The organism is Streptomyces hilarionis (assembly GCF_024539675.1).
GTDB classification, from domain to species: Bacteria; Actinomycetota; Actinomycetes; order Streptomycetales; family Streptomycetaceae; genus Streptomyces; species Streptomyces hilarionis.
In genome coordinates this window covers 64,733-78,791 of sequence record NZ_JAHHIT010000043.1, presented here as the reverse complement: position 1 = coordinate 78,791, position 14,059 = coordinate 64,733, and the positions used below count along the sequence as shown (strand labels likewise).

Genomic DNA, 14,059 nt, shown 5'->3' with positions numbered 1-14,059 from the left:
GGACAGTGTCTCCCCGTGACCGCCGGTTTGACCGGATGGCGCAGCCGCGCGTACCGTAACCAGGTCGAGTTGTCGATGGCTGCTGCCGCCTGCCTCCGATGGGCACAGATCGCGTCAGGTGATCGGGAAGCGGTGCACTCGGGCGTTGACCGCGAGCTACCTCGTGGGCGCACGGTGACAGCCAGGACGGCACCCCGCCACCACCGATTGATTTCTGGAGCCCCCGAGTGAGCAAGCGCACCTTCCAGCCGAACAACCGTCGTCGCGCCAAGACCCACGGCTTCCGCCTGCGGATGCGCACCCGTGCCGGCCGCGCGATTCTCGCGAACCGCCGCAGCAAGGGTCGCGCGAACCTGTCCGCCTGAGCCTGATCAGGTCATGACGTCGTGCTGCCTACCGAGCATCGGCTGAGGCGGCGCGAGGACTTCGCGACCGCGGTTCGACGGGGTCGTCGGGCAGGACGCCCGACTCTCGTCGTCCACCTTCGAAGCGGTGCCACGGACCCGCACGCGCCTGGGGAGAGCGCTCCCCCGACGCGTGCGGGTTTCGTCGTCAGCAAGGCTGTGGGCGGCGCCGTCGTGCGCAACAAGGTGAAGCGCAGACTGCGTCACCTGATGCGCGATCGAGTCACCCTGGTCCCCCCCGGTAGCCTGGTAGTCGTACGGGCGCTGCCCGGGGCGGGCGACGCCGACCACGCACAGCTGGCCCAAGACCTGGACGCCGCTCTTCAACGGCTACTGGGAGGGGGCGCGCGATGAAGTACCCGCTGCTGGCTCTCATCAAGCTCTACCAGTGGACGATCAGTCCGCTGCTCGGGCCGGTGTGCAAGTACTACCCGTCGTGCTCCCACTACGGCTTCACGGCCATCGACCGGCACGGTGCGGTCAAGGGAACGGCACTCACCGCCTGGCGCATCCTGCGGTGCAATCCGTGGTCGCTGGGGGGCGTGGACCATGTCCCGCCGCGCAAGCGCCCGCGGTGGCACGAAATGCTGCGTGACGCCTGGCGTGCACGCAAGGGCGGGACCTCCGCCGCCGAAACGGCCACCGACGAGGACTTCTCTTCGAGCCCGGCCGCAGAGACACCGTCCCATGCCCAAGGAGCATGATTAGTGGACACGATTGCCAGCCTCTTCAGCTTCATCACGACACCTGTCTCCTGGGTCATCGTCCAGTTCCACAAGGTGTACGGGTCGATCTTCGGCCCCGACACCGGGTGGGCCTGGGGCCTGTCGATCGTGTCCCTGGTGATCCTGATCCGTATCTGCCTGATCCCGCTCTTCGTGAAGCAGATCAAGTCGACCCGGGCCATGCAGACGCTGCAGCCCGAGATGAAGAAGATCCAGGAGCGCTACAAGAACGACAAGCAGCGCCAGTCCGAAGAGATGATGAAGCTGTACAAGGAGACGGGCACCAACCCGCTCTCCTCGTGCCTTCCCATCCTGGCGCAGTCCCCGTTCTTCTTCGCCCTGTACCACGTGCTCAACGGCATCGCGACGGGCGACAAGATCGGCGTCATCAACGAGCAGCTGCTGGAGAGCGCGCGCAAGGCGCACATCTTCGGCGCTCCGCTGGCGGCGAAGTTCACCGACGGCTCGGCGAAGGTGGAGGCGCTCGGCGCCTCGCTGACCGACGTCCGCGTGGTCACCGCGATCATGATCGTCCTGATGTCGGCCTCGCAGTTCTTCACGCAGCGCCAGCTGATGACGAAGAACGTCGACACCTCCGTGAAGACGCCGTTCATGCAGCAGCAGAAGATGCTGATGTACGTCTTCCCCGTCATGTTCGCCGTCTTCGGCATCAACTTCCCCGTGGGTGTCCTCGTCTACTGGCTGACCACCAACGTGTGGACCATGGGCCAGCAGATGTACGTGATCCGCAACAACCCGACCCCGGGTTCCAAGGCCCAGGCCGCCTACCTGGAGCGTCTGCACAAGCACGTCACGCACCACGGCAAGACGCGCCGGCGCAGCGAGAAGGCCATCGTCAAGGCCATCGTCGCCAAGGGCCGGGACCGCAACGAGGCCGAGCGCAAGTTCATCAACGCTCTGACCAAGTCGGGCTTCGTGGCCCAGGCCGACGGCGCCGTGGTCAAGGGCGACGCCCAGGCCGTCGCCCTTGCCGAGGACGGTACGGCGACGAGCGCGGCCGCCGCGAAGCGCCAGCAGCCCAAGCGGCAGTCCAAGTCCCAGCGGCAGTCGGCGACGCCGAAGGCGGCCGGTGAGCCCACCTCGCTGGTCAAGTCCGAGGAACCGGCGGACGACAAGCCCGCCAAGACCGCCGACGGCAGGACACAGTCCGCCGCCAAGCCCGGTTCCGCCGGCCGCAGCAAGGCCCAGTCCGGGCAGCGCAAGGGCGGCCCGCAGCGCCCCAAGTCCCCGTCCAAGAAGTAGCCGTCCAAGAAGTAGAAGGAGCCCATCCCGTGACGGAAGGCACCACCTCCGCCGCCGCCGAGGGTGCAGACACCCTCACCCGCCTCGAGCAGGAAGGCGAGATCGCGGCGGACTACCTCGAAGGTCTGCTGGACATCGCCGACCTCGACGGCGACATCGACATGGACGTCGAGGCCGACCGCGCCGCCGTGTCGATCATCAGTGACTCGGGCACCCGTGACCTGCAGAAGCTGGTCGGCCGGGACGGCGAGGTGCTGGAGGCGTTGCAGGAGCTCACGCGCCTGGCCGTGCACCGGGAGACCGGCGACCGCAGCCGGCTGATGCTGGACATCGCGGGCTACCGCGCGGGCAAGCGCGCCGAGCTCTCCGAGCTGGGCGCGAAGGCCGCGGCCGACGCGAAGAACGGCGGTGAGCCGGTGCGGCTGAAGCCCATGACGCCCTTCGAGCGCAAGGTCGTCCACGACGCGGTCAAGGCGGCCGGCCTGCGCAGCGAGTCCGAGGGCGAGGAGCCGCAGCGCTTCGTCGTCGTGCTGCCCAACTGATTCGGTACCCACGCGTTCCCCGGCCCCGTCTGTCGCGCAGACGGGGCCGGTCTTTGTCAGCCCGGTGGTTCTGGTGGTCGGCGCTCGAGCAGCGCCGATGCGGTACGGAAGGACGGTTCCCGTGACGGAGGCAGCGGAGCTCCCCCCCGCGCCCGAAGTGGCCCGCGAGGTGTTCGGCGATCGCTACGGCGATGCGGTCCGGTACGCCGAGCTGCTGGCCGAGGCGGGCGTGCAGCGTGGGCTCATCGGTCCGCGAGAGGTGCCGCGTCTGTGGGAGAGGCACATCCTGAACTGCGCGGTCCTCTCCGAGGTCGTGCCCGAGGGGGTGACCGTGTGCGACGTCGGCTCGGGCGCGGGCCTGCCCGGCATCCCGCTGGCGCTCGTGCGGGAGGACCTGAAGATCACCCTGCTGGAGCCGCTGCTGCGCAGGACCAACTTCCTCACCGAGGTCGTGGAACTGCTCGGCCTGGACCACGTGACCGTCGCCCGCGGTCGCGCGGAGGAGGTCATGGGCAAGATCCCGCCGGTCCACGTGGTGACCGCCCGTGCCGTCGCGCCCCTGGACCGCCTGGCCACGTGGGGCATCCCGCTGCTGCGTCCCTACGGCGAGATGCTCGCCCTCAAGGGCGACACCGCCGAGGAGGAGCTGAAGAGCGCCGCGACGGCGCTGAGCAAGCTCGGCGCGGTGGGCACCTCGATCCTCCATGTCGGGGAGGGCGTCGTCGATCCCCTGTCCACCGTGGTGCGGGTCGAGGTCGGGGAGAGCCCGGGCGGTGTGCGTTTCGCGGCCAAGCGCGCCAAGGCCGCGCGGACCGGACGTACCCGGCGACGCCGCTGACCGTGCCGGACGCCCGGCCGGGCCTGGCCCGGCGTGGCCTCGCCGGGCCGGGCATCGGGCCGCTGCCGCGCCACCGGGTCCCGGTGCGGGCCGGCCGGGTGCAGCGCCCAGCTGGTTGTCGGGCGACCCGTCCTGTGCTGCGCCATAGGTGCTCCGGCCGTCCGCCCGGGTGCCTGGTCACCGGGCGGACGGCTCCCCGGCGGCGCGTCTGTCGGCGGTCCGCGCGACCGTGGTTCGCTCGTCCGCGGTCCGTGCGTTTGCGGTCCGTGCGTCCGCAGTCCCTGCGTCCGCGGTTCGCGCGTCCGGGGGCCGTTCAGCGAAGGCCGGCTCGTCGTGGGGCGGCTCGGCACGGGTGGAATCCTGCGTGGTCGACTCTGCGGAGCGATCCGCGTGATCCGCGTCGGCCGCGAGGGCCCATCCCCGCGCCCGCCGGGTCGCGATCAACATCGAGCACAGCCCCGCCAGGAGACCGACGGCCACGACCACGCCGCCGCTCGATGCCAGCAGTCCGACGGTGACGTAGGACGGGCCTCCGTCGCCGACCGGCGCGGTGAGCCAGGCGGCCACCGGCGGGCCGGCGACCCCGCCGGCGGCCAGCGGGACCGTCACCGACCACAGCGCCGCGCCCCGCAGGGCACGGGTGCGGTCGGCCGGCCTCGACCGCGCCGCCAGCGACCGGGCGCGGCGCAGGAACAGGCTCACGGCGGTGCACCCGGCGGCCACGGACATCACGGCGATGCCCACGATCCCGAGCAGCACGACCCAGCGGCTCTGGTCCCGGTTGGGGACGTCGGCCGTGATGTTGTCCTCGCCGAGGGCCTTCACCCCTGCCCCGCGCGGGAAGATCCCGTAACCGAGGGCCTTGAGCGCGGGCACGTCCAGGTCCTGGCCGCGCGGGTCCAGCAGCGCGAGGGTGCTGGTGGTGTCCTGTGCCGCACGTTTGGCCAGGTCAGCCGGGGCGACCCGGGAGATCTCCACGTCGGGGCTGTTCCCCAGGTGCCACTTGACCAGTTCCTGAAGGCGGGTGTCCACGGGCAGGCGGTCCAGGCGGACGGGCGCGGCCGGACACGGCAGGTGCAGTGTCTCCAGGGCGGCACAGTCGCCCTGGAGGGAGAGCGGGCCTTCGGGATCGCCGGACGGAGGTGCGAGCAGCACCGCCCTGGAGTGCGGGAGCCCACCCAGGAACGAAGCCATCTGCCCCGTGGTCACCTCGCCGTTCGGGACGACGTCGACCACGCTGCGTCCGACCCGGTCGAAAGTCGCCCGTCCCTCGGTGTTCTGCCAGCCGAACAGTCCCTGCCAGGCGACGGCCTGGACGAGCGCGATGAGCGCGACGACCACCGGTGCGACCACCCGGACGGGGGTCCCCGGGTGCGCCGTGGCCAGCCGCCCGGCCGCCACGACCCCGGGGCGCCCTCGCCGGTGTCCACGGCGCACGAGCCGTGGGCCGAGCTTGGCCGAAGCCCACGCCGCGACGGCGGGCAGAGTGAGAGCGGTCCCGATCACGCCCGCCCCGACGATGCCCATGCGCAGCCGGGCGTCGGAGACCAGCTCCGGCCCGCGCAGGGTGAGCACGATCATCAGCGGGCACAGTCCCGCCCACTGGGTCACCCGCTCGCCGAGCCAGGAACGCAGCTTCCGAGCGGAGGTCGGGCGGAACGGGATCCGGTCGGCCAGGACGGCCGTGACCAGCACGGCAGGCACCGCGGCGAGCGGTCCGAGCGTGACCAGCCACGCGTGGCTGCGCAGGTCCGCGGAGGAGAGGAGATAGTCGGTGCAGGGCAGACGGACGTCCCCCAGCAGGGCGGCGGCGACGGGCAGGGCGGCGACGACGGCGCCCAGCAGAGCGGGTCGTATCACTCCGGCGGCGGCCGACCGGGCCCGTACGCTGGTGGCCTCACCGGGGCCGGCCCCGGTGTCGGGGCCGCTCTTTCGCGTGGACGCCCCGAGCCGTACGGCCATGAGCAGCAGCACCACGCCGGGCAGCAGGAGCAAGCCGGCGACGGCGGCCAGGAACAGGGCCTCGGGCTGGTCGTCGGCCCGGCCGGAGCCGGGCTCGAGGCCCCGCGAGGTCTTCCCCGCCGACGGGCCGAAACCGGTGACGATCTCGGTCGGCTGCTTGGCGCCCAGGCCGGCCGCGGGCCGCACATAGGCGAGCCACTCACCGGGGTCCTCCAGACCCTCCTGGCCGATGGTTCCCCCCAGTCGGCCGTAACGACGCTCGATGTCCTCGCCCGCGCCGGCCTTCAGGAGGGCGGGGGACAGCACGGCTTCTCCGGGAGCGGGCCAGTGGCGCAGGCCGGGAGGCAACGGTGCGTCCGCCGTGTGCGGGGTCAGGTAGACGACGCTGAAGCGGCGTTCGCCCTTCAGGGTGTCGGAGCCGACGAGCCAACGCGTCGCGCTGTGCTGAGGGTTCCCGGCGGCCTGCGGCACGGGGGTTCGGTCCTGGCGGTGCTGTTCCTTGCCCTGGTACGCGGCGTGGACGCCCGCCATGGCGCTCAGACCGAGGGCGATGACCAGAGCGGCGAGCAGCAGCGCGACGAACCTTGGCCCCTGGGCTTCCGCACCGCTGACCGTGCGTGCGGGGCCGGGCTGCCGACCGGGCGGGCCCGCACGGTCCGCCCCGCCGGTCGCCGTGGACTCGACGAGCGTGTGCCTGGTGTCGCCGTCTGCGGACTGGCTCCTGATAGTGCTCACGGGACCCTCGGTGTTCTGGCTTCGGCGTGCCGGCGGGAGTACGGCAAGGGCTGGCGCGGGGCGCCGATGTGCCGCGGGGGAAGTCCCCCGCGGCACCGGGGCATCAGCGGCCGTCGCCCGGGCGGTCGTCCGGGCCGCACTGGTCGGGAGCCGCCTGGATGTCGATGCACGCCGTCACCTTGACGACGTAGTTGGTGGCGGAGGAGCCGCTGGTGACCGTGCTGCCCGCACCGTTGTCGTTGTCCAGCCGCAGACCCGTGGTGTTCTTCCGGTCGTACAGCGTGTAGACGGAGTGGCTGTCGCCGTAGCCGTCCTTCACGGAGACGGTCTTGTTGCCAGAGCTCTGGTAGCTCCAGGCGGACACCCACGTGATCCTCACGCCGTCGGCTCGGGTGAAGCCGTACGAGGAGGTCACGTTCTCGCCGGCGTCACCGAAAGCCGGGGAGGCGCCCAGAAGGGCTGCGGAGAATGCGGCGACCGCGGCGCCTTTGGCGAGAGTTTTCGAACGGAACATATGGAATCCCCTGTCTTACGCGAATTGCAAGATGACCCCGCAATGGCGGATATGTGCGACTTCCGCAGGGCGTGGCAGCCACACGTTGCCGTGGCGGAGAGGAGGGGATCAAGGGCTTTTTGCCCAGGTGGGGCCCGATGTCCAGGATCGTGTGGGTGGTTTTGGGTCAAGGTCCTCCCGGAGGGTTTGGATCCTCGGCGTCGCCGGTCCGTCCGTGAATCGGGTGATCGGGGACTGCGAATTCCGGTGAATTGAGCTGTGCCGGGAGAGGGGGTGTGAACGACTGGCTTTGTAGTCGCCTGCGCAGCGGCCGTCCTTTCAGCCATGGATGGCTGTGATGTATGACACCCGTTGGTCGTTCTGCTCGTGAGGTGTTCGCTGGGCTGCCGTCAGCCTTGGGGGCATATCCCATCCAAGAAGCCAAACGTGCGCATACCGGGGTGTCGCGCGACCGGCAACCTGGCTGCCGTGCATCGTGTTTCACGTGAAACGTCGCTCCCTGCTCCACGGCATCATCAGCCGCGGCCGCGCTGCTGCCGAGCCGCGCGACCGCAAGCCCCTCGGTTCACTCGATGAGGGACGGGAGTTGTCCACAGAGGTGGATTTCTCCACAGAACGACAGGCCTCACTGGTTCACCACCCCGAAGACATGGGAGGCTCTGTTCATTGCGAGCCTGAAGTCGAGGAGAGTGAATCCTTGCGGTCCGACGCCAACATCGCGGGACCGATGACCGATCCGGTCCCCGGTCCCCGTACCGAGTCGTCGTTTGGGGAGGATGTTTCACGTGAAACACCGCCCCCGATGGACGACACTCCGATCGGTCGTGCTGCCCAACTCGCGGTGGAGGCTCTGGGCCGCGCCGGCGAGGGCCTGCCACGTCCCGAGCACACCCGTGTGATCGTGGTCGCCAACCAGAAGGGCGGGGTGGGCAAGACGACGACGACGGTCAACCTCGCCGCCTCCCTTGCTCTGCATGGCGGTCGTGTCCTGGTGGTCGACCTCGACCCGCAGGGCAACGCGTCCACGGCCCTGGGAATCGACCACCACGCCGAGGTGCCGTCCATCTATGACGTGCTGGTCGACAGCCGTCCCCTCGCCGAAGTCGTACAGCCCGTGCCTGACGTAGAAGGCCTTTTCTGCGCTCCGGCGACCATCGATCTCGCGGGTGCGGAGATCGAGCTGGTGTCCCTGGTGGCACGAGAGAGTCGCTTGCAGAGAGCGATTCAGGCGTACGAACAGCCCTTGGACTACATCCTCATCGACTGCCCGCCGTCGCTCGGCCTCCTGACGGTCAACGCTCTGGTGGCCGGTGCCGAAGTCCTGATCCCGATCCAGTGCGAGTACTACGCACTCGAAGGGCTGGGACAGTTGTTGCGCAACGTCGACCTGGTGCGGGGCCACCTCAACCCCGAGCTGCACGTGTCGACGATCCTGCTCACCATGTACGACGGCCGGACGCGGCTCGCGTCGCAGGTCGCGGAAGAGGTGCGCACCCACTTCGGCGAAGAGGTGCTGCGGACGAGCATTCCTCGCTCGGTCCGTATCTCCGAAGCGCCGAGCTACGGGCAGACGGTGCTGACCTACGATCCGGGATCGAGTGGCGCCCTCTCCTATCTTGAGGCTGCACGAGAACTTGCGCTGAAGGGCGTCGGTGTCAGTTATGACGCCCCGCACGCCCATGTCGGCGCCCAGAACAACCCGAGCATGGTGGAGGGGACCCAATGAGTGAGCGACGGAGGGGGTTGGGCCGTGGCCTTGGGGCCTTGATCCCAGCTGCCCCGACGGAGAGGACACCGGCACAGGCCGCGGTGGGAGGCGGAGGCTCCACGTCGCCCGCTTCCGTTCCGGTCCTGACGACGGACAGAGGAGTGGCAGCAGCCAAGGTCGCCACGCTCCCGACTGTTTCACGTGAAACAGAGGAGCTTCCGGCGAGTGATCTCCTGGAGATGCCGGCACCGCCCATCGGCGCTCACTTCGCGGAGATTCCCCTCGACCAGATCACGCCGAACCCGCGCCAGCCGCGTGAGGTCTTCGACGACGACGCCCTGCACGAGCTGATCACCTCCATCAAGGAGGTCGGCCTTCTGCAACCGGTCGTGGTGCGTCAGGTCGACTCTGCACGCTATGAGCTCATCATGGGCGAGCGGCGCTGGCGGGCCTGCCGTATGGCGGGGCTGGAGGCGATCCCGGCGATCGTGCGCGCCACGGACGACGAGAAGCTCCTCCTGGACGCTCTGCTGGAGAACCTGCACCGGGCCCAGCTCAATCCGCTGGAAGAGGCAGCCGCCTACGACCAGTTGCTGAAGGACTTCAACTGCACGCACGACCAGCTGGCGGACCGTATCGGTCGGTCCCGCCCGCAGGTCTCCAACACGCTGCGTCTGCTGAAGCTCTCACCGGCGGTCCAGCGTCGGGTCGCGGCGGGTGTGCTCTCGGCCGGTCACGCACGGGCGCTGCTCTCCGTCGACGACTCCGAGGAACAGGATCGTCTCGCCCACCGCATCGTGGCCGAGGGACTGTCGGTGCGGGCCGTCGAGGAGATCGTGACCCTCATGGGGTCGCGTCCGCAGGCGGCTCAGCGGGCCAAGGGGCCGCGTGCCGGCGGCCGGGTCTCCCCGGCGTTGACCGACCTCGCGACGCGGCTCTCGGACCGTTTCGAAACGCGGGTGAAGGTCGACCTCGGACAGAAGAAGGGCAAGATCACCGTCGAGTTCGCCTCGATGGAGGACCTGGAGCGCATTCTCGGCACGCTGGCTCCTGGTGAGGGCCCGGTCCTGCCGAAGGGCCTCGCAGAGGGCGACACCGAAGAAGCGGAAGACTGAGCCCGGGCTCGGCGGCTCCCGTGTCGTCCGGGAGCTGTGCAGAGCGGGCCGTGTCCGGTACCCACCGGACACGGCCCGCTCTTTGCTTGCAGGCGCTGTCGAGGGCATCGCATCGTGGATACGATGCGATAAGGCTTTGGCGCGTCCACCTGGCAGTACCTCGGAGCGGGAGGCGGGTGCCATGCGAACGATGAGCCGGACCGGACTGGTGAGCGCCGGACTGGGGCTGGGCGTGGTCGGCGGGTTCGTCGGCAGTCTCCTCAGGGAACGGAGCGCTCTGACGGCAGCTCGCGGTGGAGCGGGCGAAGGAAGCGAGGAACAGCCTTCATGGGGCGTCGGCTCGTACCGCTCACGCTGGACAACCTCCCGGACCTTCCCCAGCGGTGTCGCTCGTGCGTCTTCTGGGAGCTCGATCCCGTCAGCGGCGAAGCCGCGCTGAAGGCAGGGACGACCGCTCTGGAGAAGGAGGCCTGGATCTCCGCCGTCCTGTTGGACTGGGGATCGTGCGGCCGAGTCGTCTACGTGGACGACGTCCCGGTGGGCCATGTGCTCTACGCCCCGCCCGCCTACGTCCCCCGCTCGACGGCATTCCCCACCAGCCCGGTGTCACCGGACGCCGTGCAGCTCATGACGGCGTTCATCATGCCGGGCTATCAGGGGCAGGGGCTCGGGCGGGTGATGGTTCAGACGGTCGCCAAGGATCTGCTGAGGCGAGGCTTCAAGGCCATCGAGGCGTTCGGCGACACCCGCTGGAAGGAACCGGCCTGTCTGCTCCCCGCCGATCATCTGCTGGCCGTGGGCTTCAAGACCGTCCGCCCGCATCCCTCCCACCCTCGGCTGAGACTGGAGCTGAGGAGCACGCTCTCGTGGAAGGAAGACGTGGAGATGGCGCTCGACCGCCTGCTGGGAGCAGTCCAGAAGGAGCCGGTGTTGCGTCCGCTCTGAACGTCTTCGCTCTGGCGGTCCTCGCCATAGACACAGTGAAGGGCCGGTCCGTGGGGACCGGCCCTTCACTGTTTCACGTGAAACATCGGCCGTCGGCGGGACGGCTCATCGCGTCACTCGGAGATGAAGGTCTCCAGGTCGCGGACGAGCGCGGCCTTCGGCTTGGCGCCGACGATCGTCTTGGCGACCTCGCCGCCCTGGTACACGTTCAGGGTCGGGATCGACATGACGCCGTACTTGGCGGCCGTGTTCGGGTTCTCGTCGATGTTCAGCTTGACGATCTCGATCTTCTCGCCGTGCTCGGCGGCGATGGCCTCGAGGGACGGCGCGAGCTGACGGCACGGGCCGCACCACTCGGCCCAGAAGTCCACCAGGACGGGCTTGTCGCTCTTGAGGACGACCTCTTCGAAGTCGGCGTCGGTCACATTCTTCAGGGTGCCGGCCACAGGGGGCTCCTTCATTCTTGTGCGTGGGGCGGGAGAGAGGGGGTCAGACGGAGGTCTTCTCGGGCTCGGCCTGCTCCTCGTCCGCGAGGGCGGCGAGGTAGCGCTCGGCGTCGAGAGCGGAGGAGCAGCCGGTGCCGGCCGCGGTGATGGCCTGACGGTAGGTGTGGTCCACCACGTCGCCGGCGGCGAAGACGCCGGTCACGTTCGTCCGGGTGGAGGGCGCGGCGACCTTCAGGTAACCCTCCTCGTCGAGGTCGAGCTGCCCCTTGAAGAGCTCGGTGCGCGGGTCGTGGCCGATCGCGATGAACAGGCCGGTGACCGGCAGGTCCGAGAGCTCACCGGTCTTGAGGTTGCGCAGCTTCAGTCCGGCCAGCTTCGGGTCGCCCTGGATCTCCGCGACCTCGCTGTCCCAGATGAACTTGATCTTCGGGTCGGCGAAGGCGCGCTCCTGCATCGCCTTGGAGGCGCGCAGGGTGTCCCGGCGGTGGACGATCGTCACGGACTTGGCGAACCGGGAGAGGAAGGTGGCCTCCTCCATGGCGGTGTCACCGCCACCGATGACGGCGATGTCCTGGTCCTTGAAGAAGAAGCCGTCACAGGTGGCACACCAGGAGACTCCGCGGCCGGAGAGGGCGTCCTCGTTCGGCAGACCGAGCTTGCGGTGCTGGGATCCGGTGGTCACGATGACGGCCTTGGCGCGGTGGACCGTGCCGGCGGTGTCCGTGACGGTCTTGATCTCACCGCTGAGGTCGACGGAGACGATGTCGTCCGGGATCAGCTCGGCGCCGAAACGCTCGGCCTGGGCGCGCATGTTGTCCATGAGCTCGGGGCCCATGATGCCGTCCTGGAAGCCGGGGAAGTTCTCGACCTCGGTGGTGTTCATCAGTGCGCCGCCCGCGGTGACGGCGCCTTCGAACACCAGCGGCTTCAGCGAGGCGCGCGCGGTGTAGAGGGCCGCGGTGTAGCCGGCGGGCCCGGAGCCGATGATGATCACGTTACGGACGTCGCTCACGGCTTGTTTCCTCGTCTCTGGACAGCGTCGGTCGACCGGGGGAGCCTCTTCGGACTCTCACCCCACCCAACGGATCCTAAGGGGCGTACATTCCCGCTGTGTCCGGGCACACGAAGGGGGGACGTCGTGTGGGACGCCACGTGGGGACCGCGGGAGAACGGGGTGAAGCCCGGCTGCGTCAGCGGCGGGCGTACGAGGTCGTCAGCAGAACCCTGGCCGGACCCGACGACGGATGATCCACACAGGCCGTGTCCATGATGTAGGCGTCGACCCGCGTGCTGTCCTTGGCGCCGGGCAGCACGACCAGCACGGCGTCCGTCCCCTTGTACCTGCCCGGTTCCGTGGCGAGGGCGGCTTCGTCGCGTTTGATGCCCTTCTGCACGCAAGGGGGGACCGTGGGCTGCCGCAGGATCTTCGGTGTCTGACTGTCGGCTCCGCCCTTGACGCCCATGCTGGACGGCGAACGAGAGCCGCCGGCCTTGGCCAGGAGATCGGTGACCTGGCTCTCCAGTCTGCTCGCGGAGAAGGTGTCAGGCGCCGTGGACTGGTGGGCGGCACTGCCGGAGGTCCCGCCGCCCGTGAGGGAGGACACCAGGACCGAGCCGAGTCCCAGTGCCGCAGCGGTGAAGACCGCACCGAGAACCGCCACCTTGCGGCGGTTGCCCGGCCTTCGGGTCTGGCGATTCTTGCGCCCCGGCCCGGTGGTGGTGGCGCGGGGCCGTCCTGAGGGTCGCTCCGCAATCGTCGCTGTTTCACGTGAAACAGCGGTCTCATCGGAGGCAGCGGTCTCGTCGGTGTCGGCGGCGTCTGCGGCGACGGCCTCGCGGGCGCTCTCACTGTCCGGCGCCGTGGCGTTCAGCAAGGCCTCGGCCGCCAGTGCTGCGTCGATGCGGCGGGCGACATCGTCCGGCATGCGGGGTGGGCCGGGAAGGTCGCACAGCAGGCCGCGGATCTCCTCCAGCGAGGCGTGGACGTCGGCGCACAGGTCGCAGGCATCCAGATGGCGACGTACGGTCACGCTTCGTTCGGGGGTGAGCAGACCCTCGGTGAGGTCGGAGATCTCCGTGACGTCCGGGTGCCCGGTCATGTCCGTCGTCGATGTCACGCTCGCCCACCTCCGCCCTTCACAGCAGCTGAATCGCCTGTCCCGGCGTTGTCCGGTCCCTCGCTTCGAAGGCCCGCTGCCGGTGGGACGGATGGCTCCTGCGCTCGGTTCCGTCCTGTGCCGCCTTGTCTTGCGTCCCCCGAACCTTCGGGCCGCAGGTGGGTGAGCAGGGGCAGCAGTTTGGCTCTGCCCCGGGCACAGCGGCTCTTCACCGTCCCGGTCGGGACGTCGAGCACGCGGGCGGCCTCGGCGACCGGATAGCCCTGCATGTCCACGAGGACGAGAGCGGCCCGTTGGTCGGGCGGGAGTGTGCCCAGCGCTTCGAGGAGCTGGCGGTGCACGTCATTGCGTTCTGCCGGCGCGGCCGCCGACTCGTGAGGTTCGAGGAGCTTCTCCAGACGCTCGGTGTCGTCGACCGGAGAGGTCTTGCGGGAGGCTGCCTTGCGGGCCCGGTCCAGGCACGCGTTCACCGTGATGCGATGCAGCCAGGTCGTGACGGCGGACTGGCCGCGGAAGGTGTGGGCGGCCCGGTAGGCGGAGACGAGGGCGTCCTGGACGGCGTCAGCGGCTTCCTCGCGGTCTCCCAGCGTGCGCAGGGCCACCGCCCACAGCCGGTCGCGGTGACGTCGCACGAGCTCACCGAAGGCGTCGGGGTCACCCTCGACGTGGCGGGTGAGGAGGTCCTGGTCGCTCACCGCCTCGTGCGCGGCGTCGTCCGTCATGGGCCTCCTCCCCCTCCGGTGAG

Annotated in this window: 15 protein-coding genes; 9 read left to right on the top strand and 6 right to left on the bottom strand. The window is 69.6% G+C overall.

Going from position 1 to position 14,059, the window contains the following annotated elements; all coding sequences use genetic code 11:
• Positions 1-227 precede the first annotated feature (227 nt).
• From rpmH to rsmG, 6 genes are all read left to right on the top strand, one after another.
• Positions 228-365, top strand: coding sequence for a 50S ribosomal protein L34 (rpmH, locus tag KMS84_RS10060; protein ID WP_018846094.1), 138 nt, complete (start codon positions 228-230; stop codon positions 363-365).
• A gap of 21 nt (positions 366-386) precedes the next feature.
• Positions 387-758 carry a ribonuclease P protein component gene (rnpA, locus tag KMS84_RS10055; RefSeq protein WP_256915760.1) on the top strand — a complete coding sequence of 124 codons (372 nt, stop codon included), beginning with the start codon at positions 387-389 and terminating at the stop codon, positions 756-758.
• The gene (gene yidD / locus KMS84_RS10050) at positions 755-1,108 is read left to right on the top strand and encodes a membrane protein insertion efficiency factor YidD (RefSeq protein WP_256915759.1); all 354 of its coding nucleotides are present in this window, start codon (positions 755-757) and stop codon (positions 1,106-1,108) included. The genes rnpA and yidD overlap by 4 nt, the downstream gene beginning before the upstream one ends.
• A gap of 3 nt (positions 1,109-1,111) precedes the next feature.
• A complete protein-coding gene (yidC, locus tag KMS84_RS10045) occupies positions 1,112-2,392 on the top strand; it encodes a membrane protein insertase YidC (RefSeq protein ID WP_256915758.1) in 1,281 nt (426 codons plus the stop codon).
• Between the two features lie 29 nt (positions 2,393-2,421).
• Positions 2,422-2,934 (top strand): Jag family protein, encoded by a 513-nt coding sequence (locus tag KMS84_RS10040; RefSeq protein WP_256915757.1) that lies wholly within the window; start codon positions 2,422-2,424, stop codon positions 2,932-2,934.
• Positions 2,935-3,055: 121 nt separating this feature from the next.
• Entirely contained in the window at positions 3,056-3,772 is a 717-nt protein-coding gene (gene rsmG, locus KMS84_RS10035; protein ID WP_256915756.1) for a 16S rRNA (guanine(527)-N(7))-methyltransferase RsmG, read from the top strand.
• Between the two features lie 177 nt (positions 3,773-3,949).
• On the opposite strand, the gene KMS84_RS10030 is transcribed toward rsmG, so the two are convergent.
• Both KMS84_RS10030 and KMS84_RS10025 read right to left on the bottom strand, forming a co-directional pair.
• Positions 3,950-6,469 carry a hypothetical protein gene (locus KMS84_RS10030; RefSeq protein WP_256915755.1) on the bottom strand — a complete coding sequence of 840 codons (2,520 nt, stop codon included), beginning with the start codon at positions 6,467-6,469 and terminating at the stop codon, positions 3,950-3,952.
• Between the two features lie 103 nt (positions 6,470-6,572).
• Complete coding sequence (locus KMS84_RS10025; protein WP_256915754.1) at positions 6,573-6,983, bottom strand: hypothetical protein; 411 nt, start codon at positions 6,981-6,983, stop codon at positions 6,573-6,575.
• Positions 6,984-7,632: 649 nt separating this feature from the next.
• Here KMS84_RS10025 and KMS84_RS10020 point away from each other — a divergent pair.
• The 3 genes from KMS84_RS10020 to KMS84_RS10010 all read left to right on the top strand — a co-directional run bounded on the left by KMS84_RS10020 (position 7,633) and on the right by KMS84_RS10010 (position 10,751).
• Complete coding sequence (locus KMS84_RS10020) at positions 7,633-8,709, top strand: ParA family protein (protein ID WP_285893354.1); 1,077 nt, start codon at positions 7,633-7,635, stop codon at positions 8,707-8,709.
• Entirely contained in the window at positions 8,706-9,806 is a 1,101-nt protein-coding gene (locus KMS84_RS10015) for a ParB/RepB/Spo0J family partition protein (protein ID WP_256915753.1), read from the top strand. Before KMS84_RS10020 ends, KMS84_RS10015 begins: the two co-directional genes overlap by 4 nt.
• A gap of 327 nt (positions 9,807-10,133) precedes the next feature.
• Positions 10,134-10,751, top strand: a complete 618-nt coding sequence (locus KMS84_RS10010; RefSeq protein WP_256915752.1) for a GNAT family N-acetyltransferase — start codon at positions 10,134-10,136, stop codon at positions 10,749-10,751.
• A gap of 113 nt (positions 10,752-10,864) precedes the next feature.
• Here KMS84_RS10010 and trxA read toward each other — a convergent pair whose 3' ends face one another.
• The 4 genes from trxA to sigM form a co-directional block, all read right to left on the bottom strand.
• Complete coding sequence (gene trxA, locus KMS84_RS10005) at positions 10,865-11,197, bottom strand: thioredoxin (RefSeq protein ID WP_256915751.1); 333 nt, start codon at positions 11,195-11,197, stop codon at positions 10,865-10,867.
• Between the two features lie 43 nt (positions 11,198-11,240).
• Positions 11,241-12,209: a thioredoxin-disulfide reductase gene (trxB, locus tag KMS84_RS10000; protein WP_256915750.1), complete on the bottom strand. Its 969-nt coding sequence runs from the start codon at positions 12,207-12,209 to the stop codon at positions 11,241-11,243.
• A 178-nt stretch (positions 12,210-12,387) separates the two neighbouring features.
• Positions 12,388-13,314, bottom strand: coding sequence for an anti-sigma factor family protein (locus tag KMS84_RS09995; RefSeq protein WP_256915749.1), 927 nt, complete (start codon positions 13,312-13,314; stop codon positions 12,388-12,390).
• Positions 13,311-14,036: an RNA polymerase sigma factor SigM gene (sigM, locus tag KMS84_RS09990; RefSeq protein ID WP_256915748.1), complete on the bottom strand. Its 726-nt coding sequence runs from the start codon at positions 14,034-14,036 to the stop codon at positions 13,311-13,313. Before sigM ends, KMS84_RS09995 begins: the two co-directional genes overlap by 4 nt.
• Positions 14,037-14,059 lie beyond the last annotated feature (23 nt).